Source organism: Massilia norwichensis (assembly GCF_024753245.1).
GTDB classification, from domain to species: Bacteria; Pseudomonadota; Gammaproteobacteria; order Burkholderiales; family Burkholderiaceae_D; genus Telluria; species Telluria norwichensis.
Map to the genome: position 1 here is coordinate 234,230 of NZ_JANUGX010000004.1, position 26,526 is coordinate 260,755.

The 26,526-nt window shown below is 63.8% G+C and carries 18 protein-coding genes; 9 read left to right on the top strand and 9 right to left on the bottom strand.

The annotated features are described in order from the left end of the window. Positions 1-126: 126 nt before the first annotated feature. Entirely contained in the window at positions 127-576 is a 450-nt protein-coding gene (locus NX782_RS05670; protein WP_258844439.1) for a hypothetical protein, read from the top strand. Between the two features lie 397 nt (positions 577-973). On the opposite strand, the gene NX782_RS05675 is transcribed toward NX782_RS05670, so the two are convergent. Next, positions 974-1,390, bottom strand: a complete 417-nt coding sequence (locus NX782_RS05675) for a bleomycin resistance protein (RefSeq protein WP_258844440.1) — start codon at positions 1,388-1,390, stop codon at positions 974-976. Between the two features lie 97 nt (positions 1,391-1,487). Then, a complete protein-coding gene (locus NX782_RS05680) occupies positions 1,488-2,237 on the bottom strand; it encodes a substrate-binding periplasmic protein (RefSeq protein ID WP_258844441.1) in 750 nt (249 codons plus the stop codon). A gap of 236 nt (positions 2,238-2,473) precedes the next feature. Between NX782_RS05680 and NX782_RS05685 the strand changes: the two genes are divergently transcribed. Further along, entirely contained in the window at positions 2,474-5,845 is a 3,372-nt protein-coding gene (locus NX782_RS05685; protein WP_258844442.1) for an MHYT domain-containing protein, read from the top strand. Beyond that, positions 5,842-6,852: a response regulator gene (locus NX782_RS05690; protein ID WP_258844443.1), complete on the top strand. Its 1,011-nt coding sequence runs from the start codon at positions 5,842-5,844 to the stop codon at positions 6,850-6,852. The genes NX782_RS05685 and NX782_RS05690 overlap by 4 nt, the downstream gene beginning before the upstream one ends. A gap of 94 nt (positions 6,853-6,946) precedes the next feature. On the opposite strand, the gene NX782_RS05695 is transcribed toward NX782_RS05690, so the two are convergent. The 5 genes from NX782_RS05695 to NX782_RS05715 all read right to left on the bottom strand — a co-directional run bounded on the left by NX782_RS05695 (position 6,947) and on the right by NX782_RS05715 (position 13,880). After that, positions 6,947-8,098, bottom strand: coding sequence for a glycosyltransferase family 4 protein (locus NX782_RS05695; protein WP_258844444.1), 1,152 nt, complete (start codon positions 8,096-8,098; stop codon positions 6,947-6,949). A 26-nt stretch (positions 8,099-8,124) separates the two neighbouring features. Further along, positions 8,125-9,210, bottom strand: coding sequence for a glycosyltransferase family 4 protein (locus NX782_RS05700; protein ID WP_258844445.1), 1,086 nt, complete (start codon positions 9,208-9,210; stop codon positions 8,125-8,127). Positions 9,211-9,239: 29 nt separating this feature from the next. Next, a complete protein-coding gene (locus NX782_RS05705) occupies positions 9,240-10,181 on the bottom strand; it encodes a GDP-mannose 4,6-dehydratase (RefSeq protein ID WP_370661766.1) in 942 nt (313 codons plus the stop codon). A 1-nt stretch (position 10,182) separates the two neighbouring features. Continuing rightward, positions 10,183-11,226, bottom strand: a complete 1,044-nt coding sequence (gene gmd, locus NX782_RS05710; protein ID WP_258844446.1) for a GDP-mannose 4,6-dehydratase — start codon at positions 11,224-11,226, stop codon at positions 10,183-10,185. Between the two features lie 341 nt (positions 11,227-11,567). Next, entirely contained in the window at positions 11,568-13,880 is a 2,313-nt protein-coding gene (locus tag NX782_RS05715) for an NADP-dependent malic enzyme (protein WP_258844447.1), read from the bottom strand. 324 nt (positions 13,881-14,204) lie between these two features. On the opposite strand from NX782_RS05715, the gene NX782_RS05720 reads away from it, so the two are divergent. The 5 genes from NX782_RS05720 (at position 14,205) to thiL (ending at position 21,069) form a co-directional block, all read left to right on the top strand. Further along, positions 14,205-16,763, top strand: coding sequence for a type VI secretion system Vgr family protein (locus NX782_RS05720; RefSeq protein ID WP_258844448.1), 2,559 nt, complete (start codon positions 14,205-14,207; stop codon positions 16,761-16,763). After that, complete coding sequence (locus NX782_RS05725) at positions 16,760-18,571, top strand: esterase/lipase family protein (protein WP_258844449.1); 1,812 nt, start codon at positions 16,760-16,762, stop codon at positions 18,569-18,571. The genes NX782_RS05720 and NX782_RS05725 overlap by 4 nt, the downstream gene beginning before the upstream one ends. Before the next feature lie 2 nt (positions 18,572-18,573). Beyond that, complete coding sequence (locus tag NX782_RS05730; RefSeq protein ID WP_258844450.1) at positions 18,574-19,710, top strand: T6SS immunity protein Tli4 family protein; 1,137 nt, start codon at positions 18,574-18,576, stop codon at positions 19,708-19,710. 43 nt (positions 19,711-19,753) lie between these two features. Then, positions 19,754-20,008: a PAAR domain-containing protein gene (locus NX782_RS05735; protein WP_258844451.1), complete on the top strand. Its 255-nt coding sequence runs from the start codon at positions 19,754-19,756 to the stop codon at positions 20,006-20,008. Between the two features lie 86 nt (positions 20,009-20,094). After that, positions 20,095-21,069: a thiamine-phosphate kinase gene (gene thiL, locus NX782_RS05740; protein ID WP_258844452.1), complete on the top strand. Its 975-nt coding sequence runs from the start codon at positions 20,095-20,097 to the stop codon at positions 21,067-21,069. Between the two features lie 91 nt (positions 21,070-21,160). Here thiL and NX782_RS05745 read toward each other — a convergent pair whose 3' ends face one another. Continuing rightward, a complete protein-coding gene (locus tag NX782_RS05745) occupies positions 21,161-23,737 on the bottom strand; it encodes an EAL domain-containing protein (protein ID WP_258844453.1) in 2,577 nt (858 codons plus the stop codon). Positions 23,738-23,747: 10 nt separating this feature from the next. Beyond that, entirely contained in the window at positions 23,748-25,817 is a 2,070-nt protein-coding gene (locus tag NX782_RS05750; protein WP_258844454.1) for a sensor histidine kinase, YfiR-like protein-associated, read from the bottom strand. A gap of 221 nt (positions 25,818-26,038) precedes the next feature. Here NX782_RS05750 and NX782_RS05755 point away from each other — a divergent pair, with 221 nt between their 5' ends. Continuing rightward, entirely contained in the window at positions 26,039-26,521 is a 483-nt protein-coding gene (locus NX782_RS05755; protein WP_258844455.1) for a CinA family protein, read from the top strand. The last annotated feature ends 5 nt before the right edge of the window (positions 26,522-26,526 follow it).

Genomic DNA, 26,526 nt, shown 5'->3' on the forward strand with positions numbered 1-26,526 from the left:
TACAATTGTTCAGGCAAAAGCTTCGGCACTCTACTTTGGCTCTCTTAACTTCCGTATCTTAATGAATGGAAATGGGAGAGATTGCACAAATAAATGGATGACCCATTGACGCGAATGGCGAAGTAAATGTATCGACTCTCGGCGGCAAGCTGCAGGTTAGAAACAGATCAAGGTATGGTGCGGGACGCAAGTACTCCAAAACAGGTAGTAGCAAAGGGAACCGACGCAGAAATAATGAAACAATGGCAGGCTGGAAAAGACTGTGGCGCAGCAATTAATGCCCAAAATTATGACTATAATGCGTTTGACAGTTTTGGCGGACACAATAGCGATGCAGCGTTTTCTACTGTAGGGATGTGCATGAACGTCCAAGAGGTAGACCTAGGGGGCTGGGCGCCGGGCCATGGCGATATCATTTTAGGGCCCGAAACTATCGCATTCATTCAGAAGCAAAATGGAGTCAGAGTGGCTGAACCGCCATACACGTATAACCCTGAAAGTATGCCGGCCACTCCGTTAGATTCGCTCTCTGCCCATATCGTAGGGGTGCACGAGGCTGCTTTGGCTATCATTTAATTTGGGTTTCATTGATTAGTCACCCTTTAAAATTTTGCAAAATAGGCATGAACTGATGTTGCATTCCAACATCAGTTCATGCCTATTTCGGCCATTGTGTTTCGCACAAATCGCCACCGCGCTTCGACGTCGATGTCGCTCTTCTTGATGTAGGCCTACTGCGCACTGCGTGCGCAGCATGGCGGCGACCCCCCGCTGTTTCTCGGGCGTGAACACGTCTTCGCCGGCGAGCCTGGCAGTGGGTCGGCCATCCGGAGAAGGCGAAGAACCCGCAATGGCCAACACCTGCGCTACCCGCATGAGCCTCACGCTCGCCGGTGTCTTACGACCCGCAGGGCCACATCGACCCGGTATGCCACGACGAGCATCACCGCCTCGCCTGCGAAGGCGGCCACGTCTACTGGCACGCGGTCGAGTGCTGGTTCTGGGAATGCCCTTGAACCTGGCCCTGCTCCTCCACGAATGCAATACACACCCCACTCGGATCGACGATCGAAAACTCGCGCGTCCCCCAAGGCCGCGACCCGAGCGTGCCGTTCGGATGCACACAGCCGGCATCGCCGCAGCGCGCGTACAAGGCATCGATGCCGTCGACCCCGATCCGCAGGCTGGTCCAGTCGGCCAGGTGCTTGTCCTGGCTGGCGAACAGGTGCAGGTGGGCGTCGCCGCTGCCGACGATCGCGAACTGGGCCGGCTCGGCGTCGCGGTAGAACAATTCGAAACCCAGCGCACGCTGGTAGAAAGCGATGCCCTCCTCGACGTCGCGCGCGGGAATCAGTGGGGAAACGCCCAGAAACCGGATGGGACTTGTCATGGGATGCTCAAGGAAAGCCGGACGCAGGCCGGCAACCCCTCAAGATAATCCTGTGTTAATGGATAGTCAACAGACTTGGGCTGCCATACGCGGCACCTCAGCGATTCCGCGCGGTGTCCCAGTCGTCGTAGCGGTGCACGATGCGCGCCATCGTGCCGTCGCGCGCCATCGATTCGAGTGCGGTGCCCATGCGCGCCGTCAGGTCGTCGGGCACGGCGCGGTTGCAGGCAAGGTAGACGCGGATGTGGTTGAAGACCAGCACCGGCACGATCTTGTCGGCATAGCCCATGCGCGACAGCGTGGCGCTGCCGCGGCGGATGCTGGCGGCCCAGAGGTCGATGCGGTTGGCCATCAGCTTGCGTGGGTTGATCAGGTCGTTCGGCGCCGGATCGACGTCGAAGCCGCGTGCGCGCAGGTAGAGGTCGCGCGCATCGCCGTTGTAGGTGCCGATGCGATAGCGGCGCGCGTCATCGAGGGTGTTCAGCTTGAGCTTGCGGTCGGCGCGGCCCATCAGGACCCAGTCGGCCTCGCCGATCGGACCGACCCATTTGAACAGGGCTTCGCGCTCGGGCGTGCGGGTGGTGGAAAACACGCAGGTGTCGTGGCGTTCAAGCGCCAGGGTATAGGCGCGCTTCCACGGCAGCAGTTCGATGGTGTGGTCGATATGGGCGCGGCCCATGATCTCGCGCACGGTGTCGGCGCCGATGCCGATCACGCGCTTCCCTTCCAGCATGCTGTGCGGCGCCGCGGCCTCGGTGGTGAGGTACAGACGCGGTTCCGGCCGGGCCTGCGCTACGGCGCAGCCGAGCACAAGCATGGCAGCAACAATGAAGTTTTTCGTTCGCATGGCACACCCATTGCCAGTGCTGCCGGCCGGCAGCTGACCTATGTGTCGAGCATACCAGCAAGATATAACGGGCGGCAATCCATAGCAACTCGACAAGTTTCGTCAATTTGGTGGCGCTGACGCGACAGGGAATTGCATTTGTCCCATCCTATCTACTTGCACAGCAACATTTTCCTGCGAGAAAGTGACATACTTGCGTGCCAAACCCCGCCACTCGTCGTCACTTTCATCAATTTATGCTGGATTCATTATTTAACGTGCCTCAGGACCCGTCCCTGCTGAGCTATGGGATGTACACGCCCGGGCTGGTGATCCTGTCGGTGCTGGTGGCGATCTTCGCGTCCTGGATGGCGCTGTTGATCGCCGGCCAGGCCGTGGTCAACCGCAGCCAGCGCTGGATCGTGCTGGGCAGCGGCAGCCTGGCGCTGGGCACCGGCGTGTGGGCGATGCACTTCATCGGCATGCTGGCCTTCGACCTGTGCACCGACGTCGACTACGATCCGGTCGCGACCCTGATCTCGGGTGTGCCGAGCATCGGCGCCTCCTTCGTGGCGCTGTGGCTGATTGCGCGCGAGCGCCTGGGCGGCTGGGGCCTGCTGGCGGGTGGCGTGGTGGTGGGTGCAGGCATCGGCGCGATGCATTATGCGGGCATGGCCGGCATGCAGATGGGGCTCGAACTGCACTACGACCTGCGCATGTTCCTGCTGTCGATCGTGGTCGCGGTGGTGCTGGCGACGCTGGCGCTGTGGGTGCGCTTCGGCCTGTCCAGCCTGTCGCACCGCCTGAGCGAAGGCCGCCGCATCTTCCTGGCCGCCATCGTGATGGGCTTCGCCATCGCCGGCATGCACTATACCGGCATGGAAGCGGCGCGCTTCGTCGGCCGCGCCGTGCAGACCTCGCACAAGGCGGCTTCCGAGACCTTCCTGGCGCTGGCGATCACCCTGATCACGGTCGCCTTCACCATCTTCGTGCTGGGCGCCAACGGCCTGCTGCGCTACCGCCAGCTGTTCCGCGAACTGTCGCGCAGCGAAGCCTGGATGCGCGCCCTGCTGACCACCACCGTGGACGGAGTGGTCACCGTCGATGCCCACGGCACCATCCTCGAATTCAATGCCTCGGCCGAGCGCATCTACGGCTGGAAACGCGACGAGATCGTCGGCCAGCACATCCGCGTCCTGATCGGCAATGAGGAAGGTTCGGCGCAGGCCGGCCTGTTGCGCGCGCTGGAGACCGGCGAGATCACGGCAGCCGCCCAGAGCGCGGACGTGACCGGCCGCCGCAAGGACGGCAGCATCGTCCCGATCCGCCGCGCAGTCGGCCATGCGCGCATGGACCACAAGGACTTGTTCGTCTGCTTCATCACCGACATCAGCGAGCGCCGCGCGATGGAACAGGCGCTGCGCGCCAGCGAGCAGCAGTTCCGCTCCCTGATCGGCAACATCCCCGGCATCTCCTATCGCAGCCTGCTGGAAGGCGACCGGCCGCTGATCTTCATCAGCGACGCGGTCGAGCGCATCACCGGCTACCCCGGCAGCGACTTCATCGCCCAGCGCGATGGCATCAAGGCGCGCCGCAGCTTCGACGCCCTGATCCATGCCGCCGACCGCGTGCGCGTGATGGAGGCGATCGCCACGGCGCTGCGCGAAGACCGGCCCTATCTGGTCGAGTACCGCCTGCTGAACGCCGACGGCAGCGTGCGCTGGCTATGGGAAAACGGCACCGGCGTGCGCAATGAGGCCGGCGAGCTGTTCTGGCTGGACGGCGTGATCCTCGACATCACCGAACGCCGCGAGATGGAAGACGCGCTGCGCGAAGCGAAGGAAACCGCCGAGCAGGCCGCCGCCGCGCGCGCCAGCTTCGTGGCCAACATGAGCCACGAGATCCGCACCCCGATGAACGCCATCCTCGGCTTCACCGACGTGCTGCTCGACGGCGAGCTGGCGTCGGACCAGCGGCGTCACCTGGACACCATTCGCAGTTCCGGCCGCGCGCTGCTGCGCCTGCTCAACGAAATCCTCGACACCGCCAAGCTGGAAAAAGGCGCGGTCGAACTCGAGCAGAACGACTACAACCTGCTGTCGCTGATCGACGAGCTGTCGTCGACGCTGGCGGCGAATGCGCGCGCCAAGGGCCTGCAGGTCGACATCCACTACGACCCGCTGCTGCCGACCTGCCTGCGCGGCGACGAGCTGCGCGTGCGCCAGGTGCTGACCAACCTGCTCGACAACGCCATCAAGTTCACCGAAAAGGGCAGCGTCACCCTGCGCGCCGAGCTGCAGGACGAGCAGCTGCACTTCCAGGTGAAGGACACCGGCATCGGCATCGCGCCGGAACGCCTGCAGGCGATCTTCGACCCGTTCACCCAGGCCGACGCCTCGATGACGCGCCGCTTCGGCGGCACCGGTCTGGGCACCACGATCAGCAAGCAGCTGGTCGAGCTGATGGGCGGCAGGATCTGGGCCGAGAGCGAACCGGGCCAGGGTACGACCTTCCACGTGATGCTGCCGCTGGTACTGGCGCGCTTCGCGCCGCAGCAGCCGCGCGTGCGCACCCCGGCCGCCCTGCCGCCGCTGCGCGTGCTGGTGGCCGACGACGTGCCGCAGAACCTGGAACTGCTGCAGCTGCTGCTGGCACGCCGCGGCCACACCATGACCGCCGCCGGCGACGGCGCCCAGGTGGTCGCGCTGGCCGCACGCGAAGACTTCGACGTGATCCTGATGGACTTCCACATGCCGGAGATCGACGGCCTGAGCGCCACGCGCCTGATCCGCCAGCAGGAGCAAGCCGCCGGCCGCAAGCGCGTGCCGGTGATCGCCACCACCGCCAGCGTACTGCCCGAGCACCGCCGCGCCAGCATCGATGCCGGCATGGACGGCTTTGCCGGCAAGCCGGTCGACTGGTTCGCGCTCTCGCACGAGATCGCGCGCGTGCTCGGCCTGGGCAGTGCCCAGCCGGATCCGGAGCTGCCGGCCCAGGAACGCATGACCCTCAACCGCCAGGCCGGCCTGCGCCGCTGGAGCAGCAAGGAAGACGCCTGGCTGGAAGCGCTGGCGCATTTCGAAGCCCAGCATGCCGGCGTGGTCGAGGCCCTGAATATGCAGGCTTCGCACGCCGACTACCGCAGCCTGCGCATGCTGGCGCACAAGGTACGCGGCGTGGCCGCCAACCTCGGCCTGGAACTGCTGGCCGACGCCCTCGGCAAGCTGGAAGCCCTGGTCGACGGCGACAGCGGCAAGCTGTATCCGGGCGCAGAAGAAGCGCTGCAGGACACGCTGGCCCAGCTCGGCGTGCTGCTGGAAGGCGCGCTGGGCGAGATCCGCGCGGCCCAGCCTCTACCAGCCGCCAAGGCCGTGCAGGCGGTGCGTCCGGGGGTCGACCTGGACCGCGCCAGGCGCGCCGGCAACGTCCTGCGCGACGCCCTGCGCCGCGGCGGCCTGGACGATGCGGCCTCGGCCGGCCTGGCGGCGGCCCTGAGCGGCCATCCGCTGGCGGCACGCGCGGCCCAGGTGCACGCGGCGATTGCCGATTTTGATTTTGACTTGGCCCTGCAGCAGCTCGACGCTGTGCTGGGCGCCATTGACGACATGGCACAGGAGATAACCGAATGAGTACCGTCAACCTTCCGCTGATCCTCGCGGTCGACGACGAAGCAAGCAACCTGCAACTGCTGCGCCAGATCCTGCAGGACCACTACCGCCTGCGTTTTGCCAAGGACGGCCCGCGCGCGCTCGAGCTGGTGCGCGAAGAAGCCCCCGACCTGATCCTGCTGGACGTGATGATGCCGGGCATGAGCGGCTACGAAGTCTGCGCCGCGCTCAAGGCCGATCCGCGCACTGCCGAGATCCCGGTGATCTTCGTGACCGCCCTGACCGACACCGACGACGAGGTCGAGGGCTTCGAGGCCGGTGCGGTCGACTACATCACCAAGCCGGTCAGCCCGCCGATCGTGCGTGCGCGCGTACGCACCCACCTGTCGCTGGTGCGCATGGAAGCGCTGCGCGAATCGCGCCTGGAAATCGTCCAGCGCCTCGGCCTCGCCGCCGAATACAAGGACAACGAGACCGGCCTGCACGTGATCCGCATGAGCCATTTTTCGCGCATCCTCGGCCTGGCCGCCGGCATGACCGAACTGGACGCCGACGACCTGCTGCACGCGGCGCCGATGCACGACGTCGGCAAGATCGGCATCCCCGACCGCATCCTGCAGAAACCGGGTCCGCTCGATCCGGACGAATGGAAGATCATGCAGAGCCACGCCACCATCGGCGCCGAGATCATCGGCGAGCACCCGAACGGCATGCTGGCGCTGGCGCGCAACATCGCCCTCACCCACCACGAGAAATGGGACGGCAGCGGCTATCCGAAGGGTTTGAAGGGCGAAGAGATTCCGCTGGAAGGCCGCATTACCGCGATCGCCGACGTGTTCGACGCCCTGACCTCGGTGCGGCCGTACAAGAAGGCCTGGACCGAAGAGGAAGCGCTCGACTTCCTGGTCCAGCAGAAGGGCAAGCATTTCGACCCGGCGCTGGTCGATTTGTTCATCGGCCAGATGCCGGCGATCCGGGCGATCCGGCAGCGCTGGGCGGAAGAGCCGCAGGAGCTGAAGGCGGCCTGACCGCCGTCATCCCCGCGCAGGCGGGGAGCCAAGTTCTGTCCGCGTCTCGACAACGCAACTCCCTTGGGTTCCCGCCTTCGCGGGAACGACGTTCCTAGCCCAGCCTGGCCGCAGGCGTCAATCCCACTTCCTCACGGCGCGCCACCAGTTCCTGGTACAGGCTCGCATAGCCATCGGCCATCTGCTCGGCAGTGAACAGCTGCCAGTACCTCGCCTCGGCGCGGCGGCCCATTTCCTGGGCCAGCGCCGGATCGTCCCACAGCGTGCGCATTGCCTCGCGCAGGGCTTCGTGGTCCGAGGGCGGCACCACCAGGCCGGTCTGGCGATCGATGTTGATATAGGTGGTACCGGTGCCGATCTCGCTCGAGATCATGGGTTTGCCGAACATCGCGCCTTCCAGCAGCGAGATGCCGAAGGCTTCCGAGCGCAGGTGCGAGGGGAAGGCCACCGCATAGCACAGCTTGAGCAGTGCCACCTTGTCGGGATCGTCCAGCTTCCCGACGAACATCACGTTCTTCAGGCCCAGGCGCGCGGCGTGGGCCTTCAATTCCTGCTCGATCGGACCGGCGCCGACGATCACCACCGGGTAATCGGTCCCCGCCACCGCGTCCAGCAGGATATGCAGCCCCTTGTAGTAGCGCAGCACGCCCACGAACAGGAAGAACTTCGGCCCGACCTTGGCCCGCCAGTGGTCCAGGCGCGCCTGTTCCGGCGCCGGATAGCTGGTCTTGTCCAGGCCGAAGGTGATCACGCGGGTCTTGTCGCGGTAACGGTCCAGCACCGTCGACGAGCCGAGATAATTCGGCGACGTCGCCACGATCGCATCCACGCTCTGCAGGAAGCGGTGCTGCAGCGGCTGGTACAAGCGCAGCAGGGCCTTCTGGCGCACGATGTCGGAATGGTAGGTCACCACGCTGGGCTTGTTCACGCGCGCCAGGAAGTGGGCCAGGTCCATGAAGGGCCACGGGAAATGGTAGTGCACCACGTCGGCGTCGCGCGCCATGCGCGCCAGCTCGGAAATCGCCTGCACCGACACCGCGTTCGAGGCCAGTTCGAAGTTGTGCGGCACCCGGTGCACCATGTGGCCTTCGAATTCGAAAGGCTGGAGATTGGGTTCGCGCGACAGCGACAGCACCTGGTTGCTCACCCCCAGCCGCCCGGTCCCGACGCACATCTGGCGGATGACCTGTTCGATCCCGCCCACCGAATCGGGGTAATAGGTCTTGTAGAAGTGAAGGATACGCATGGCTAAATCGCTAGATCTCGAAATCTTCAGATGAGTGAGCGGTAGACGGCGGCGGTTTTGCGCGCCGTCGCACTCCAGGTCAGCTGGGCCGCGCGCGCCCGTCCGGCGGCGATGCAGCGGCTGCGCAACGCGGGCTCGCGCACCAGGGCCAGCATCGCATCGCGGATGGCGCCGGCGTCGAGCGGATCGACTTCCAGCGCCGCACCGTCCGCGACTTCCGGCAGCGAGGTCACGTTGGAGGTCACCACCGGCACCCCGGACGCGAAGGCCTCGAGCAGCGGAATACCAAAGCCCTCGTACAGCGAGGCGAACACGAACACGCCGGCGCCGGCATACACGTGACGCAGCTGCGCGCTGTCGGTCAGGCGGTTCAGCCAGATCACCCCGGCCCCGTCCTGGGCTGCAGCGGCAATGCGTCGCTGCAGCGCTTCCGAGCGCGCGCCGGCATTGCCGACGATGACCAGCTGGCGCTCGTCGCGCACTGGCTGCGGCAGCGCCAGGTACGCGTCCAGCAGGCGCTCGACATTCTTGCGCGGCTGCAGCGTGCCGACGAACAGAAAATATCCCGGGCGCAGACCGTAAGCCGCCAATGTTGCCGCCACCGCCTCCGGCGCCGGCGCTTCCAGCCAGGCCTCGTCGACGCCATTCGGCACCACCGAGATGCGGCGCTCGTCGACGCCGAAGCACTCGACCAGTTCCTCGACCGCGTATTGCGACACGGCGATCACGTGATCGGCCTTCTGCGCCGCCTTGCGCTGCAACCAGTTCTTCAGTCCGCGCAGGCGCGGGTTGCACCACTCGGGATGCTTGATCGGCAGCGCGTCGTGCAGGGTCGCCACCACCGGACAATCCATCCGCACCACCCGGTAGTCGGGCACGTGGAACACGTCGAGCGGCATGTGGATCCGGTGCGCCCCCGGGCTCAGGAGGTCGACCATCGTGGCGCGGCCGAAGGATTGCGGCAGCGCCCGGCCTTCGCTCGGCGGCGTCTGCCCTTCGGGCCAGGAGAAGGGCTGCACCTCGCAATCGGCCGCCGGCAGGTGGCGCAACAGGGCGTCGGTGTAGACCCCGATCCCGTCCAGCCGTCCGCCAGTGAAACCAGGTTCGATCATGGTCGTTCCCAGGCCGACTCGCAGTCCACTCACGCCGTGTACATCCAGCGCAGCGTTTCCAGCAGCGGGGTCGGCTCGATCTTGCCGATGACCCCGGTCAGCTTGGCGTTGCTGCCGGTGAGCGTGAGCACCTCGTTGGCGCGTACGAAGGCCGGGTTGACGTGCACTTCGATACGGTAGCCGGCGATCTCGCTCATCATGTCGATCAGGCTTTCCAGCGTATGCGGCTGGCCCGAGCAAACATTGAAGGCTTCGCCGCTCGGGGCTGCCGCCAGCAGGCGGCGGTAGCTCTTGGCTACCATGCGCACGTCGGAAAAGTCGCGTGCGATCGCCAGGTTGCCCAGTTCGATGCGGCGCGCCTCCTTGCGAAAGTGGGAGACGATCTTCGGCAGCAGGAAGTTTTCGGTTTGGCCTACCCCGGTGTAGTTGAAGGGGCGCGCGATCACGATCGGCAGCTTGTCCATCCACAGGCGCGCCATGTATTCCATCGCCAGCTTGCTGACCGCGTAGTCGTTGGCCGGATTCGGGGCCACGCTTTCGTCGATGACCGGCACGCGGGCGTTGCCGTAGATGTTGGCGGACGAAGCCAGCAGCACGCTGGACGGCTTGTGCGAGCCGGCCGCCAGCGCTTCCAGCAGATTGCGGGTGCCGACCACGTTGACGCGGTACATCTGGTCGGCATCGTTGTGGGCCACGAAGGCGATCGCGGCCAGGTGCACAACCACGTCCGGCTGTACCTTTTCGACCGCCGCTGCCACCGAGGCACGGTCGAGCAGGTCGACGGCAAAGATGTCCGGGCCGGTGGGCTCGCCCGGCAGGACGGTGCCGTGGACCTGGTAGCCGGCGGCAGTCAGCTCGCGCGCCATGTAGTAGCCGGTAAAGCCACGCAAGCCGGTGATCAGGGCGCGCTTGCCCTCACCTTCGCGCGGCTCGCTCAGGCCAACGATCTCTTGCGTGACCATACGGTTCATGTCAGAACGAGAACCCCAGTTCGTTGCGACGCAGGTCGGCGTCGACCATCATTTGGCACAGCTGTTCCAGCGTGGTGGTGGCCTGCCAACCCAGTTCGCGCCTGGCCTTGCTGGAATCGCCGATCAGCAGGTCGACTTCGGCCGGACGGTAGAACTTGGGCGACACGCGCACCAGCAGCTTGCCGGTGCGGCCGCAGTGGCCGGTCTCTTCCTCGCCCTGGCCCTTCCATTCGACGTCGACACCGGCACCGCGAAACGCCATGGTGACGAAGTCGCGCACAGTTTCGGTGCGGTTGGTGGCCAGCACGAAGGTGTCCGGCTGGTCCGCCTGCAGCATGCGCCACATGCCTTCCACGTATTCGCGGGCATAGCCCCAGTCGCGCTTGGCGTCCAGGTTGCCCAGCTCGAGCACGTCGAGCTTGTTGAGCACGATCTTGGCCACCGAATCGGTGATCTTGCGGGTCACGAATTCGCGGCCGCGCAGCGGCGACTCGTGGTTGAACAGGATGCCCGAGCTGCCGAAGATGCCATAGGACTCGCGGTAGTTGACGGTCATCCAGTGCGCATACAGCTTGGCCACGCCATACGGGCTGCGCGGATAGAAGGGCGTGCTTTCGACCTGCGGCACGGCCTGGACCTTGCCGAACATCTCGGAAGTCGAGGCCTGGTAGAAGCGCGCCGTCGGATGCACGATGCGGATCGCTTCGAGCAGGTTGACGGCGCCCAGGCCGGTGATCGATGCGGTGGTGACCGGCTGCTCGAAGGAGACGCCGACAAAGCTCTGCGCCGCCAGGTTGTAGACTTCGTCCGGGCGCGAGGTTTCCATCAGGCGGATGCTGGACGACAGGTCGGTCAGGTCGTATTCCACCAGCGACAGGTTCGGGTGGTTTTCGATGCCCAGTTCCGCGATGCGCCAGAAGTTGACCGAGCTGGACCGGCGGAAGGTACCGGTCACGTGATACCCTTTTTCCAGAAGCAGTTGCGCCAGATAAGCGCCGTCCTGGCCCGTAATACCGGTAATCAGGGCTCGTTTCAGTGTTTGCATGTTCTAGGTATTTCCAGGTGCTGGTCGAGGATGCCACCGCAGCAAGCGGCAGGCGCTAGGGATTCCGGACCAGATAACATTCCGACAAACCCCGCATTGTAACAGAGCTAATGCCAGAAGCCTTGCACGGGAGAAATCGTGCAAAAGATACAAGTGATGCTTGACTATTATCACCTGAAACCGCTGAAGGACGGCGCGTGATTACGCATTGTTACGTCTGCCTCAAGGATCATTACAAGTTCTTCAGATGTAGGGAACTTCTACATTTTTCAGACAACCAGAGCGGCAGCGGGCATGAAAAAGGCCGCGAACGGCCTTTTTAAAACAGAGAATGTTAAATCTCAGCGCGCCGAGACGGCATCCACCACGCACAGCGCGGTCATATTGACGATCCGGCGCACGGTGGCCGACGGCGTCAGGATATGCACCGGACGGGCGCAGCCCAGCAGCACCGGACCGACGGCGATGCCGTTGCCGGCCGCGGTCTTGAGCAGGTTGTAGGCGATGTTGGCCGATTCGATGTTCGGCATCACCACCAGGTTGGCGTCGCCCTTCAGCGTCGACTGCGGCATGATCTTCGCGCGCAGCTTCGAATCCAGGGCGGCGTCGCCGTGCATTTCGCCGTCGATTTCCAGGTTCGGCGCCTTCTGCTGCACCAGGGCCAGCGCGGCGCGCATCTTCTGCGCCGATTCGCTGTTCGAGGTGCCGAAGTTCGAATGCGACAGCAGCGCCGCGCGCGGCGTGATGCCGAAACGCTCCAGCTCCTCGGCCGCCATGATCGTGATCTCGGCCAGCTCCTCCGCGCTCGGGTTCTCGTTGACGTGGGTGTCGACCATTGCCAGCTGGCGCTCTTCGGTGATGACGAAGTTCATCGCCGCGTACACGTTGGCGCCCGGGCGCATGCCCAGCACCTTGTCGATGAATTCCAGGTGGGCGTGGGTGGTGCCGTAGGTGCCGCAGATCATGCCGTCGGCATCGCCCTTGTGGATCATCATCGCGCCGATCAGGGTGTGGCGGCGGCGCATCGCCAGCTTGGCCATGTCCGCGGTCACGCCCTTGCGCATCACCATCTGGTGGTAGGTCTGCCAGTAGTCGCGGTAGCGCTCATCGAAGTCGGGGTTGATGACGTCGTAGTGCACACCCTGCTTCAGGCGCAGGCCGAACTTCTCGATGCGCTGCTCCAGCACCTTTGGACGGCCGACCAGGATCGGACGGGCCAGGTTCTCGTCGGCCACCACCTGCACCGCGCGCAGCACGCGCTCGTCCTCGCCCTCGGCGTAGACGATGCGCTTGAGCTCGCTTGGTGCGCTCTTGGCGACCTGGAACAGCGGCTTCATGAAGGAGCCGCTGCGGTACACGAACTGCTGCAGGCTCTCGGCGTAGGCGGCCAGGTCCTGGATCGGACGGGTGGCGACGCCGCCATCCATCGCCGCCTTCGCCACTGCCGGGGCGATGTGGGTCAGCAGGCGCGGATCGAAGGGCATCGGGATCAGGTATTCCGGCCCGAAGGACAGGTTCGAGATACCGTAGGCCGAGGCCACGATGTCCGACTGTTCGGCGTGGGCCAGTTCGGCGATCGCATGCACCACCGCGATTTCCATTTCGCGCGTGATGGTGGTCGCGCCGCAGTCCAGCGCGCCACGGAACATGTAGGGGAAGCACAGGACGTTGTTGACCTGGTTCGGGTAGTCCGAACGGCCGGTGGCGATGATCACGTCGCTGCGCACGGCCTTCGCGTCTTCCGGCAGGATTTCCGGATTCGGGTTGGCCAGCGCCAGGATTAGCGGGTTCGGCGCCATCTTCGCCACCATCTCTGGCTTGAGCACGCCGCCGGCGGACAGGCCCAGGAAGATGTCGGCACCCGGAACCACCTCGCTCAGCGAGCGCAGTTCGGTCTCCTGGGCGAAGCGTTCCTTGTCCGGGTCCATCAGCTCGGTGCGGCCTTTATAGACCACGCCGGCCAGATCGGTGACCCAGATGTTCTCGATCGGGAAGCCGAGGTCGACGATCAGCTCCAGGCAGGCCAGTGCCGCCGCGCCCGCGCCAGACACCACCAGCTTGCAGTTCTTGATGTCCTTGTTGACGACCTTCAGGCCGTTCAGGATGGCAGCACCGACGATGATCGCGGTGCCGTGCTGGTCGTCGTGGAAGACCGGAATCTTCATCCGCTCGCGCAGTTTGCGCTCGATGTAGAAGCACTCCGGCGCCTTGATGTCTTCGAGGTTGACGCCGCCAAACGTAGGTTCGAGCGCGGCGATCACCTCGATCAGCTTGTCCGGGTCGTTCTCGGCGATCTCGATGTCGAAGACGTCGATGCCGGCAAACTTCTTGAACAGCACGCCCTTGCCTTCCATGACCGGCTTCGATGCCAGCGGGCCGATATTGCCCAGGCCGAGGACGGCGGTACCGTTCGAAATGACCGCGACCAGGTTGCCGCGCGCGGTGTATTTATAGGAGTTGGCCGGGTCCTTGACGATCTCTTCGCAGGGCGCAGCCACGCCCGGCGAGTAGGCCAGCGCCAGGTCGCGCTGGTTCAGCACGGACTTGGTGGGCGTGACGGCGATCTTGCCTGGGCGGGGAATCTGGTGGTATTCGAGCGCTGCAGCACGCAGTTGTTGGCGTAATTCTTCTTTTTTGTCGATTGACGAATTCATGCTTTGCAGGCCTTCCGACTGACTGACTGGGGGCTTGTGATTTTATCAGAGTGAATCCTCTAATCGTGTACGTATTTTTACCAACGGCATGGCTGGCAATCAGTAAGACCGATGGACGAAGCTGCCGAAAAAACAACTTTTTAATAAATTGACCTTGCTCAAGTTCAACTCAGGACCCCGCGATTAACTTCACCGCTGTGCAATTTTCTTTTTGCGCTAGTGCAATTTACATGACCATGGGAGTGAATTGTGGAGAGTAAGCAAGCAATCCCGGCGGGAGCTGCGCTATCGGCGTTTAGTCTCGATGCGCAGCACGACCGCCTGATGCGCCTGGAATTCCCCTACAACGACGGGCCGGATCGCATACTCCTGCCGAACCGGCTCAAGGCGCACGAGGAAGTCTCACGCTGCTTTCGCATAGAGGTCGAACTCCTGTCGGACGACGTAGAGATTCCCCTGAAGGCGATGATGGCCAGGATGGTCACGATCTCGCTCGTGCGCGAAGACGGCTCGCTGCGCTACTTCAACGGCTATGTCACGGAATTCCGCTTCCTGCGCGCCGACGGCGGCTTCGCGTTCTACCACATGGTCCTGGAACCCTGGCTGGCCTTCACCAAGCTGCGCAAGGACAACCGTTCGTTCCTTGGCAAGAGCGTCATCGAAATTACCGAACTCACCTTTGCCCAGTACCGCCAGGCCGACTGGCATCCGGTCATCGTCGAGGAGTATCCCCGGCTGACCTGCGCCAACCAGTACGACGAGACGGACTACAACCACTTGCACCGGCGCTGGGAAGAACTCGGGCTGCACTATTACTACGAGCACCGGGCGGACGGGCACACGCTCTTTCTCAGGGACAGGAGTACGCTCGCCCAGCCCATCGATCCGACCGGCATCGACGATTCCGGAGAGATACCGTTCCGCGACAAGGCCGGTTCGCTCGAAGACGACGGCATCCGTGAATGGATTCCCATGCGCCGCCTCGGCTCCGGCCAGACGACGCTGGTCAGCTTCGACTACAAGAACCCGGTCGCGCAGCGCTCGACCGCCGAGTCTCTGAACAACCAGGGCGACGTCTATCCCTACGAAATCTACGAAGACACGGGCGCCTACGGTTTCCGCACCCACGACGAGGGCGAACGCCTCGCACAGCAGCGTATGGGCGAGCGCGACGCGAACACGCAAACCTTCGAAGCCCGCGGCAACGACCGCACCGCCCAGCCAGGCCGGTGCTTCAAGCTTGCAGACCATTTCAGCGCCGAGCTTCGCGTACCCAAGCGCGACGAGCCGGCCAAGCCCAGCATCCGCGACCGCGACTACCTGATTCTCTCGGTCGAGCACGAAGCCAGCAACAATTACCAGGCCGGGCCGGGCGCGCCGTCGAACTACGAGAACACCTTCCGCTGCATGCGCAGGGATATCTCGTGGCGGCCGGGCCGCCACTACAACAGCCAACCCTGCGTCTATCACGGCATCCAGACCGCCATCGTGGTCGGGCCGGCAGGCGCCGAGATTCATACCGACGGCTACGGGCGGGTCAAAATCCAGTTCCACTGGGACCGGCTGGGCAATCGCGACGAGAATAGCTCCGCTTGGGTACGCGTGATGTCGCCTGGGGCTGGGGTCGAGTTCGGGAACATCCGCCTGCCGCGGGTGGGCGAGGAAGTGGGCGTGGTCTTTGTCAACGGCAATATCGACCATCCGCTGATTCTGGGTGTGCTGTACAACTTTACGCACATGCCGCCGTGGAAGTTGCCGGAGCAGCAGGCTTTGATGGGTTTGCGCAGTCGTGAGTTGGAGTCGGGTGCAGCGAGCGAGCGTGGCAATCATTTGGTGCTGGACGATACGCCAGGGAAGATCCAGGCGCAGCTGAAGAGCGATCATCAGTGCAGTCAGCTGTCGCTTGGGCATATTACCCGCGTCGAGGACACGTCCGGAAGAAAAGACCCGCGTGGCGAAGGATGGGAATTGGCCACCAACGCCGTAGGCGTGGCGCGCGCGAGCCAAGGCATGCTCATCACCACAGAAGCGCGGCCGAACGCATCTTCCCATATCAAGGACATAGGCGAGACGATCCAGCGGTTGTCGGCTGCCGCAGACGTGCAGGAGCAGTTGACCGGGATGGCGCAGCACTATGGCGCTCAGGAGAAACAGGAACCCCAGCAAGCGGATGCCGTCGAGGACCTCAAATCCCAGAACCAAAGCATCCGGGGCGGCGGCAAGGGCGAGTTTCCGGAATTGGCCGAGCCACACCTGGTCGTCGCGAGCCCGGCTGGTATTGAGTTTAGCTCAGCACAGTCCACTCACATCGCTAGCAGCCGCCATACCGCCATCACCAGCGGCAAAAGCCTGTCGATCGCCAGCGTCGACGGCGTGTTCGCCAGTATCGGTAAGACGTTCAGGCTATTCGTGCACAGGGCAGGCATAAAGCTGATCGCTGCCGGCGGCAAGGTGGCCGTGCAGGCGCAAGAGGATGACGTAGAGATCATCGCCAACAAGGTGCTTGCGCTCTTGAGCGAGTCCGACTGGGTGACGATCAGGGGCAAGAAAGGAGTAAGGCTGCAGGGCGCCAACCACATGGTTGAGATCAGCGATCAAACGCAGTTCTTCACTTCGTCGCCTGTGCTCTTTCACGGCAATTTAGAAACCTTGCCTCCCAAGAGCGTTTCGCAAGCTTTCAACGAGAAGCCCACCGGCTATCGCTTCGACCAAGAAGTGAACTTCCTGCAAGTGAATGGCAAGCCAGCGCCCAAAGTTCCCTTTGAATTGGTAAGACAAGACGGCACAGGGACCGGAACGACAGCGGCAAACGGAACAACGGGAAGGCAAAAAGGAGAAGGAATGGAGAGCTATAAAATCCGATGGAAAGGCGAACTCCCATGAACGAAGACAAGGTTCTGAACGAGCGCGGCAATTATCAAGGAGAATTCAGCCAAGGCGTCGGCGGCTGGGCCGAATACACGGTGCACATGACCGAAACCAGCGATACGATCCGGCACGACGTGACAGTCCCACCCGGCAAAGTCATTCCCGTCATCTTCCTGCCGGGGGTAATGGGCAGCAACCTGCGCATGAGCAAGAAGCGCCAGGATGAGTTGAAACGCGCCGACAATCGGGCCTGGCGTCCTGACGATCTCGTGTCCAGTCCCTTGTCGGTCGGCGCCAAGGTAGGGCTGGGCGGCTGGTTCCGGAAAGCCTCCCCGGCGCAGCGGCAACTCGTGTTCGACCCGAACGAGACTGAGGTCGAGTATTACCACTACACGGAAGACAAAGGGCGATTCGACCCAGAAGGCAAGGAAACCTTGGCTGCCGACGCCCGCCATCGGAACGTACCCGACAGCCTGTCCCCGATTCTGCCACTAATCAGGACGCAGATGCCGCCACCGGGCCGACGCGACTTCGGCAAGCTGGAAAGTGCGGCCCAAGTGGCGCGCTGGCGCGGATGGAGCGAAGTGCTGTTCGCCGGCGCGTACGGGGAAATGCTGAAAACGGCAGAGCGCTATCTCAACAACATCTCACGCAACGGCCTGCTCGATCCCTATGGATGCTGGAAATCCGGTTCCTATACCTCATTATTCGGGCCATCGTCCGGCCTGGAGGTCGACAGGGATGACTTGAAAAAAATCGCCGCCTGCTGGTATCCAGTGCACGCAATGGGCTACAACTACCTGAAGAGCAATGGCGAGTCGGCGAAGGTCATCGCCGAGCGGATCAGGGGACTGGTGCGCGGCTACCAGCAGCGCGACTTCAAGTGCAGCGAGGTGATCGTCGTCACGCACAGCATGGGCGGCTTGGTCGGCCGTGCGCTGCTCCATCCCAAGTACGGAAAGCTGTTGAACGATCCAGCAGTGAAAGTGCTGGGCATGTACCACAGCGCCATGCCGACCCTGGGTGCCGCCGCCGCTTACCGGCGCATGCGCTTCGGCTTCCAGGAAAAGGAAGGGATCAAGGCGGAAATTTTCGCCGAGATCATCGGGATCGACGGCCAGCACGCCACGGCCATCCTCGCCAATGCGCCAGCGCCGCTGGAATTATTGCCAGCTACTGGGTATGGCAAGGACTGGCTGAAGGTCGTGGATGGGTGCGGCAGGACGATCCGCAGCTGGCCGCAGGGGAACGAAAACGCACTCGACAGCATTTACCTGCAGTCGCGGCAAAACTGGTGGCGCCTCATCCATCCAGACTGGGTCAATCCCGGCAACGTTCTTGAGAAAGATGGCGGAGGGTTGGCTAAGGTGTGGAAGCGCTTGGCTTCTGCTAATAAATTTCTCGACACCATCGGAACGACGTTTCACCCGTCGCAGTGTTATGCCAGCTATTGCGCATCAGATGAGCACAAGAGCTATGGCAGCTTAGTGTTCAAGGTCATGAACCCTGAAGTCTGGGACACCCGCCATATTTCGCTGCCGCCAGCCGATACCTGGAAACTCTTAACGGACGATAAGAAGGGAACGTTGACGGTACAGGCCGGAGCGAAGGTGTTGACGCTCAAATTGCAGCCGGGGGACGCGGCCGGCGACGAAACGGTACCGGCCGAACGCTCGGCTCGCAAGATCGCCGGCACTCTGTTCGCGCATGGGCAAGCCAAGGGCAGCGGCTACGAACACCAGGACAGCTATGCGCATCCGCATGTGCTGGCGTCGATGCTGCATGCCATCGCCAAGATCGCCACAACGGCGAAATGGGAGTGACCATGCGTGCAAACAAGCGGACTGCGTTGATTGGAGGCGCCGCCCTGCTGGTGGCGGCATCGCTGATGACTTGCTCGAAGACCTATGCCTACAAGGAGAATGCCGTGCCCGAACCTGTCGCCTTGAGCCTTCGCTTGAAAAACTTGTTCAAGGAAACCAAGCTGGTCTGCTTTGGCCGCTATGCGCTTACCGTTCCCAAAGAAGCGCAAGTGGTGTGGGGAAGTGCTTCCTTTCCATCCAAAATTTATCTCTTCAAGGGCGACCAGAACGCAATCAAGACCCTCGTCGATAAAGACATCGCGAAACTGAAATTCGCCGATGACGACGCCGACATCACCTACAACGACCGCGGGCCGATTGAAGGCAGTTGGCAGATTCGCTATTACGAAGACAAGGCATCCAAGCGATTTAACCTTCATTTTTTTAATACCTATGTCAATAAGAGCGACCTGATTTTTCTTTTGGGTGGGGGCGATTCGAAAAAGTCCGAGGAGCAAATTGTGGCGATGGAAGCCAACCGGGCGAAAAGTCTGCGCTTGCGGACCAAAGATGAAGTCCCCTCCGACGAGGGTTACTGCATCGAGCACGGCTTCATGGCCAGTTCTTTTTATGGTGACCAGGAAATGGTCAACGTCGGCATCCATCTTCCCAGTCTCCCTGACGTAACCTTTTCGATAAGCTCGAACAAGGATGCATATGCTGACTATTCCAAGGAAGAATTCGCACGCATGAAAGTAGAAGAACTGTCCCTGCTGGCGCGCATCCACGGGGCGCAGAAGGAACAGGGGATCTCATACCCGTTGCGTACCCTCCTGCGCGAAGGAAAGCGGAATGTGCAGCACTGGCACGGCGAAGAATCCCTCATCCGGCGCACGGATGGGGTGCACGATTTCGAATGGGGATTCGTCGGCACACCAAAGGATGTCGCCAACCCGTCCGAATTCCTCGTCAACATGTACACCAAAGTCGAGCACAACACGGTTGGGGCCGCGAAAGCCGCATCGCTTAGTGATGACGAAGCAGTGGCGTTGTGGGACAAGCTGCTATCTGGACTGAAATTCAGAGTCAAAGTGCCTGGCGCACCTGAAGGCTCGTACTACATCCCCCCTAAAGCCGATATTGCAGCTTCAAGCCGGTGACGCTCAAATCACGATGCCTACCGATGAATGAACAGGACCAACAATGAAACATCAAGGACGCGGCGTAATTCGCCTCAACGACAAGACCGACCATGGTGGCCAGGTCATCAGTGCATCCTCAGGCACAACCGTAATCGGCGTGGTCGCAGCACTTCAAGATGACATGACGCAGTGCCCGAAGTGCAAGGGTAACTTTGCGATCAAGCCTGATGGCGCGGGCGCACGACATGAAGGCAAGCCATATGCCTATGATGGGGACACGACAGAATGCGGCGCAAAATTGATAGCGTCATTATGAGTTAATCGCTAAAGGTGCCGCCGGATCGGTTTCCTGAGGATCGGGCGTTCGCACTACTGCCTGATCGAGCAAGTTAGAATTTGAAGATGCTTTCCGAATTCGACCTCATCAAACAATACTTCACGCGCCGCGATCGTATCGACGCCTCCGGCCGCACCGTGCTCGGCGTCGGCGACGACTGCGCCCTGCTGGCGCCCACGCCCGGCATGCAGTTGGCCGTCTCCTCCGACATGCTGGTCGAGGGCCGGCATTTCCTGGCCGGCGCCGATCCGTTCGCGCTCGGGCACAAGTCGCTGGCCGTGAACCTGTCGGACCTGGCGGCGATGGGCGCGGCGCCGCTCGGCTTCACGCTGGCGCTGGCCCTGCCCGGCGCCGAGCCGGCCTGGCTGGACGGCTTTTCGCGCGGCCTGTTCGCGCTGGCCGACCTGCACGCCTGCGAGCTGGTCGGCGGCGACACCACGAAGGGGCCGCTGAATATCTGCATCACGGTCTTCGGCGAACTGGCGCCCGGCACGGCGCTGCGGCGCGACGCGGCCCGGGCCGGCGACGACCTCTGGATTTCGGGCACCCTGGGCGATGCCAGGCTGGCGCTGGCCGATGCGCTGGGCGAGCTCGCGCTGGGCGATGCGGACCGGCAGGTAGCCGCGCCGCGCCTGCACGCGCCGACGCCGCGCGTGGCCCTGGGCCGGCTGCTGGCCGAGGGACGGCTGGCGCACGCGGCGCTGGACATCTCGGACGGGCTGGTCGGCGACCTCGGGCACATCCTGACAGCGTCGAAGGTGGGTGCGGTGCTGGACGTGGATGCGCTGCCGGCCGGGCCGGCGCTGCTGCGGCAGTCCCCGGAACTGCGCAGGCGCTTCACGGCGGCGGGCGGCGATGATTACGAGTTGTGCTTTACGGCGCCAGCGGAGAACCGCGCGGCGATCCTGGCGGCGGGGACGCAGTCGGGTACGCCGGTCACGCGCGTAGGGCGGATCGAGGCCACGCCGGGGTTGCGGCTGGTGGATGCGGACGGCGCGCCGCTGGAACTGAAGCTGCGCGGCTGGGACCATTTCGCCTGACCCGTGGGCACGGGGTGCCCACCCTACGTAGGGTGGGCACCCCGTGCCCGCGAAACTTGGATTCCCGCCTGCGCGGGAATGACGTCGCTTTTCACGCCGCCTGCTCCTTGCGCGGCGTCTTGCGGTCGTCATACGGCCCATGCGTCAGCCAGTACTGGCGGAAGGCCAGGCGCACGTTGTCGCGCAGCTCGGTATCGTTCCACGGCTTGGTGTAGAAGCGGTAGATCGCGCCGCGGTTGATCGAATCGAGCACCGTATCGACGCCGGTATAGCCGGACAGGATGATGCGGATGGTGTCCGGGTACATCTCCTTCACCTTGCTCAGGAACTCGATCCCGCTCATCACCGGCATGCGCTGGTCGCACAGGATCACCTGCACGTGGTACAGCGCCAGCAGCTCGAAGGCCTCGGCCGGCGTGGCCGCCGTCAGCACCCGGTAGCTGTCGCGCCGGAACAGGCGGTGCAGGCTGGCCAGCACGTTGACGTCGTCGTCCACCACCAGCATGGTCTGCATGTTCCGGTCGTCCGCCGCCGGGCGGCTCGGCTGCGCGCGGTTCTCCAGCACGAACTTGCCCAGCTCCTCGGGCGGCAGCGCACGCGAGAAGTGGAAGCCCTGGATCTCGTCGCAGAAGTGGCGCCGCAGCAGTGCCATCTGGGCGCGCGATTCCACGCCCTCGGCAATCACCTGCATGTGCAGGCTGTGCGCCATGCTGATGATGGCCAGCGCGATCGCGGCATCGTCCGGATTGGTCGTGATGTCGCGGACAAAAGCGATGTCGATCTTCAGCTTGTCGATCGGGAAGCGCTTCAGGTAGGCCAGGCTCGAATAGCCGGTGCCGAAGTCGTCGATCGCGATGCGGATGCCGAGCGCCTTCAGGCTTTCCAGCACCTGGACCGTGTGTTCGAAGTTCGACATCAGCGCGCTCTCGGTCAGCTCGAGCTCGAGCAGGCCGGGGTCGACCTTGTGCTTGTCCAGCGCGGCGCGGATGTCGCCCTCCAGGTCGCCCTCGACGAACTGGCGGCTGGAGACGTTCACCGCGATTCGCACGTCGCGCACGTTCTGCTTGTTCCAGGCGGCGATCTGGCGGCAGGCTTCGTCGATGATCCAGGAACCGACCCGCACCACCATCCCGGTCTCCTCCATGACGGGCACGAACTCGGCCGGGTAGACCAGGCCGAAGCCGGGACGGCGCCAGCGCAGCAGCGCCTCGACGCCGCTGACGCGGCCCGTGTTGAGATCGAGCTTGGGCTGGTAGTGCAGCTCGAACTGGTTGCCGTCGATGGCGCCGCGCAGCGCCAGTTCGAGGTCCAGGCGCGCCAGCACCTGGTCGTTCATGCCGGCCGTGAAGAAGCGGTAGCCGTCACGGCCCGCCTCGCGCGCGCGGACCATCGCCACGTCGGCATACTTGACCAGGGTGCCGGGGTCGCGGGCGTCGTCCGGATACATGGCGATGCCGATGCTGGCCGTCAGCGCGGCCTGCTGGCCGTTCAGGTCGAACGGCGCGCGCAACGCTTCCCTCACTTCGTTGGCGACGCTGACCGCTTCTTCTTCCTTCTGCTCCGGCGTGGTGGTGAGAATCAGCGCGAACTCGTCGCCGCCCAGCCGTCCAAGGCTGTCGCGATGGTGCAGGGAGCGCACCAGACGCGTGCTGAACTGGCGCAGCAGCTCGTCGCCCAGCGCCGGGCCGAGCGAATCGTTGATGACCTTGAAGCGGTCGAGCGTGATGAACAGCACCGCGATGCGCCAATTCTTGTCCTGCGCCAGTTCGATGTTGTCGCGCAGGGTCTGAAAGAACAGGGTGCGGTTCGGCAGGCCGGTCAGGCTGTCGTAATTCGAGATGTGCTTCAGGCGCTGGGCCGCGTGGATGCGCTCGGAGATATCGCGCGCCACCGCGATCAGCATGCGCATCTGGTCCAGTTGCTGCAGCTGCCAGCTGATCTCGACCGGTACCGCGCCCTGCCCGTCGGCGCGCAGCAGTTCGGTCTCGACGATGTCGTGTTCGCGCTTGCTCGACTCCGGATCGGCATAGCGCTCCAATTGCGCCCGTTCGGCCAGGCCCAGCGCCACCGGATCGATGCGCAGCAGCGCCTCGCGCGAAAAACCCAGCATGCGGCAAGCGCCGTCGCTCACATCCAGCATCGCCATACTGCGTGCGTCGACCAGGAAGATGGCGTCGGCGGTGGCGTCCATCGCACCGCGGAAGCGCTGCAGCTCGGCGGTACGCTCGCGCACCTTGCGTTCCATGCGCGCGCCATACTCACGCGACTCCTTGTGGAACAAGCGTACCTCCAACAGATTCCGGATGCGCGTCAGCACCTCGACCGTATCGAAAGGCTTGCCGATGAAGTCGCGCGCCCCGGCCTCGAGGGCAGCCAGCTTCTTGTCCGGTTCGGCCGTCACCACCAGCACCGGCAGCCAGGATTCGAGTTCCATCGGCTTCAGGGCTTCCATCACCTGGAAGCCGTCCATGTGCGGCATCTGCAGGTCGAGGATGATCAGGTCGTAGCGGTGCTGCAGGTGCAGCGAGGCGACCTGGCGCGGGTCGGTGGTGCTCGAAACCTGTTCGTAGCCGCTGGTCTTGAGCAGGAATTCGAGCAGTTGCACGTTGACCGGTTCGTCGTCGACGACCAGGATGCGTGCACGCCGGATATCCGTAGGCGAAATCATGGGGCTGTCCTCATGGGGCTGTCCTTTCTTCTGCGGCGCGCTGGGCCAGCACGCCGTCAATGGCCTCATTGAATTGTTCGATGTCGATGGGTTTGGTGAGGTAGCGGGCAAACCCCGCCGACAGGCCGCGCTCGATATCGCGCGGCATGGCGTTGGCGGTCAGGGCGACCACCGGGATGTGCGCGGTGTCGGGATCGCGCCGCAGCTGTGCCAGGACCTCGAAGCCGCTCATGCCTGGCAGGTTCAGGTCCATCAGGATCGCCGCCGGACGGTGCGTGTGCGCCAGCGCCAGCCCGGCATGGCCGTCGGACGCGGCCAGCAGCGTCAGGTCGGTGCGGAAGGACAGGATCTCCTGCACCAGGCGCAGGTTGGCTGGATTGTCCTCGATGTAGAGGATGGAACGCGGCGCAGCGGCGCCCGGGGCTGCCGCGGGCTGGCCGGCCTCGGTCTGGGCCGGCACCGCCAGCTGCGCCAGGGCGCCATTCGTTCCGCCTGCAGTCGTCAGCTCGATCCAGAAAGTCGAGCCCACGCCCGGGGTGCTGGTGACACCGATCTCGCCCTTCATCATCGTGACCAGGCGCCGCGTGAACACCAGGCCGATGCCGGTGCCCTCTTGAGTACCGTTCTCCTGCCCCAGGCGGTTGAAGGGTTGGAACAGCGCGGCCACCTGGTCCGGGCGCAGGCCCATGCCGGTATCGCGTACCGACAGGCGCAGGCGGTCCGCGCCGCAGGCAACACACTCGACAATGACTTCGCCGCCCTCGCGGTTGTACTTGACCGCGTTCGACAGCAGATTCAAGAGCACCTGCTTCAGGCGCGTGCGGTCGGCCTGGACCAGGGCCGCGGCGTTGTCAGGGAATTGAACGCGGATGCCGCGCGCGGCCGCCTGCGGCGCGATCATGGTGCGGCATTCGGCCAGCACCTCGGCCAGGCCCACCGGCTCCATCGACAGCGTCAGCGCGCCCGCCTCCACCTTGGCCAGGTCGAGGATCTCGTTGATGAGCGTGAGCAGGTGGCGTCCCGACTTCAGGATATGGCCGGCGAATTCCTTCTTCTGCTCGGGCGTGGTGGGCAGGTTGTCGGCCGCCAGGATCTGGGCAAAGCCGAGAATGGCGTTGAGCGGCGTGCGCAGCTCGTGGCTCATCGACGACAGGAAGGCCGATTTGGCCTGGTTGGCATTGCGCGCTTCCTCGATCGCCAGTTCGAGCTCGGAATTGGCCAGCTCCAGCTGCATGGTGCGTTCGTGCACGCGCTCTTCGAGCTCGCTATTCAGGCGCATCACCTCTTGCTGGGCCAGGGCGCGCTCCAGCGCCTCGCGCGCGATCTCGCGGTTCGAACTTTCCAACGCCAGGGTGCGCTGCTCGATCTCGGTCAGCATCGCATTGAAGGAATCGACCAGCGCCGCCGCCTCGTCCTGGCTGATGCGCGGCGCGCGTCGTGAATAGTCGCGCTTGGCCACCACTTCGCGGGCGATGTTGGTGATGGCGTCGATCGGCGTGGTGATCGTATGGCCGAGCCGGCGCACCAGCAGCCAGGCGACCAGCAATGCCAGTAGCGTGGTGCCGATACAGATCAGCAGATAATCGCGCACCCGCCCCATGAGCTGGCTAGTGGAGCGCAGGTAGACGGTGCCCAACCGGTCCTCGTTCTCGACGATGGACTTGTAGAGCACCAGTTCGTCGCCGTCCCGCACATAACTTTTGCTGCCGTGCCCGACGTCTTGCGGATGCGACGGGAAGCTGCTGGTTTCGCCCGGCGCCAGGTAGGTCGCGAATAGCGCGCCGTTCTGGTCGTAGATGGCGGCCGCGCGCACGTTGGGCCGCGAGCGCAGCATCGCCAGGTTTTCGCGCGCCAGGCGCGGGTCGTCGAACGACAGCGCGGCAGAGGTCATGTGGCCGACCAGTTCGGCCTGGGTCGTGACATCGTTCAGCAGCGCGCGCTGGTAACCGCGCAGGTCGTACGCGACCACGGTGCCAACCGACACCGCGAGGGCTGCCAGCGTGGTCGACATCACGATCGTGACCAGCTTGGTGCGGATCGAGCGCTGGCCGATCATGCCGCCCCGGCCCTGCGCAAACATTCGAACGGCATGGCATTCCTGAATCAATGAGGTAAACACGCCGGGACGGGCCCGGCAAGCGAGCAGGATAGCAGCAGGCTTTTCGATGATGTCGCACGGAACGACGTCGTATTTACAAGCATCGCCCCACCCGTGGTTTTTGGTTAAGGTTTTTAGCGCGCACCGGACCGAGGCGCGCTAGAATGGTCCGGCGCAGCCTATAACAGAGGGAGACGAGCGATATGGAAAACGACATTCTTGAACTGGCAGCCAGGGTCGGCAAGCTGCTCGAGACGAAAAGCCTGCTGCTGGCCACCGCCGAGTCCTGTACCGGCGGCGGCGTGTCGCAGGCCATCACCGAGATCCCCGGCTCGACCGGCTGGTTCGAGTGCGGCTTCGTCACCTATTCGAACGCGTCCAAGACCGAGATGCTGGACGTGCCGGCCGCGCTGATCGCGCAGTTCGGCTCCGTCAGCGTCGAGGTGGCCGGCGCCATGGCCGAGGGTGCGGTCGCCAACAGCAATGCCGACGTGGCCGTGTCCACCACCGGCATCGCCGGCCCGACCGGCGCGGTGCCGGGCAAACCGGTCGGCACGGTCTGCTTCGGCTGGTCGAAAGGCGGCACCACCTATACCGAACGCCTGGTATTCCAGGGCGACCGCCACGCCGTGCGCGAACAAACGGTCAGGCACGCGCTGAACGGCCTGCTGCGCTTCCTCGAGTAAGGAGG

Excerpts from the sequence above, each read along its gene's own strand:
- thiL (WP_258844452.1), top strand. The coding sequence starts at position 20,095 with ATGCTTTCCGAATTCGACCTCATCAAACAATACTTCACGCGCCGCGAT.
- NX782_RS05715 (WP_258844447.1), bottom strand. The coding sequence starts at position 13,880 with ATGAATTCGTCAATCGACAAAAAAGAAGAATTACGCCAACAACTGCGT.
- gmd (WP_258844446.1), bottom strand. The coding sequence starts at position 11,226 with ATGCAAACACTGAAACGAGCCCTGATTACCGGTATTACGGGCCAGGAC.
- NX782_RS05755 (WP_258844455.1), top strand. The coding sequence starts at position 26,039 with ATGGAAAACGACATTCTTGAACTGGCAGCCAGGGTCGGCAAGCTGCTC.
- NX782_RS05745 (WP_258844453.1), bottom strand. The coding sequence starts at position 23,737 with ATGATTTCGCCTACGGATATCCGGCGTGCACGCATCCTGGTCGTCGAC.
- NX782_RS05685 (WP_258844442.1), top strand. The coding sequence starts at position 2,474 with ATGCTGGATTCATTATTTAACGTGCCTCAGGACCCGTCCCTGCTGAGC.
- NX782_RS05690 (WP_258844443.1), top strand. The coding sequence starts at position 5,842 with ATGAGTACCGTCAACCTTCCGCTGATCCTCGCGGTCGACGACGAAGCA.
- NX782_RS05720 (WP_258844448.1), top strand. The coding sequence starts at position 14,205 with ATGCGCCTGGAATTCCCCTACAACGACGGGCCGGATCGCATACTCCTG.
- NX782_RS05675 (WP_258844440.1), bottom strand. The coding sequence starts at position 1,390 with ATGACAAGTCCCATCCGGTTTCTGGGCGTTTCCCCACTGATTCCCGCG.
- NX782_RS05695 (WP_258844444.1), bottom strand. The coding sequence starts at position 8,098 with ATGCGTATCCTTCACTTCTACAAGACCTATTACCCCGATTCGGTGGGC.
- NX782_RS05670 (WP_258844439.1), top strand. The coding sequence starts at position 127 with ATGTATCGACTCTCGGCGGCAAGCTGCAGGTTAGAAACAGATCAAGGT.
- NX782_RS05700 (WP_258844445.1), bottom strand. The coding sequence starts at position 9,210 with ATGATCGAACCTGGTTTCACTGGCGGACGGCTGGACGGGATCGGGGTC.
- NX782_RS05680 (WP_258844441.1), bottom strand. The coding sequence starts at position 2,237 with ATGCGAACGAAAAACTTCATTGTTGCTGCCATGCTTGTGCTCGGCTGC.
- NX782_RS05750 (WP_258844454.1), bottom strand. The coding sequence starts at position 25,817 with ATGTTTGCGCAGGGCCGGGGCGGCATGATCGGCCAGCGCTCGATCCGC.
- NX782_RS05705 (WP_370661766.1), bottom strand. The coding sequence starts at position 10,181 with ATGAACCGTATGGTCACGCAAGAGATCGTTGGCCTGAGCGAGCCGCGC.
- NX782_RS05725 (WP_258844449.1), top strand. The coding sequence starts at position 16,760 with ATGAACGAAGACAAGGTTCTGAACGAGCGCGGCAATTATCAAGGAGAA.
- NX782_RS05735 (WP_258844451.1), top strand. The coding sequence starts at position 19,754 with ATGAAACATCAAGGACGCGGCGTAATTCGCCTCAACGACAAGACCGAC.
- NX782_RS05730 (WP_258844450.1), top strand. The coding sequence starts at position 18,574 with ATGCGTGCAAACAAGCGGACTGCGTTGATTGGAGGCGCCGCCCTGCTG.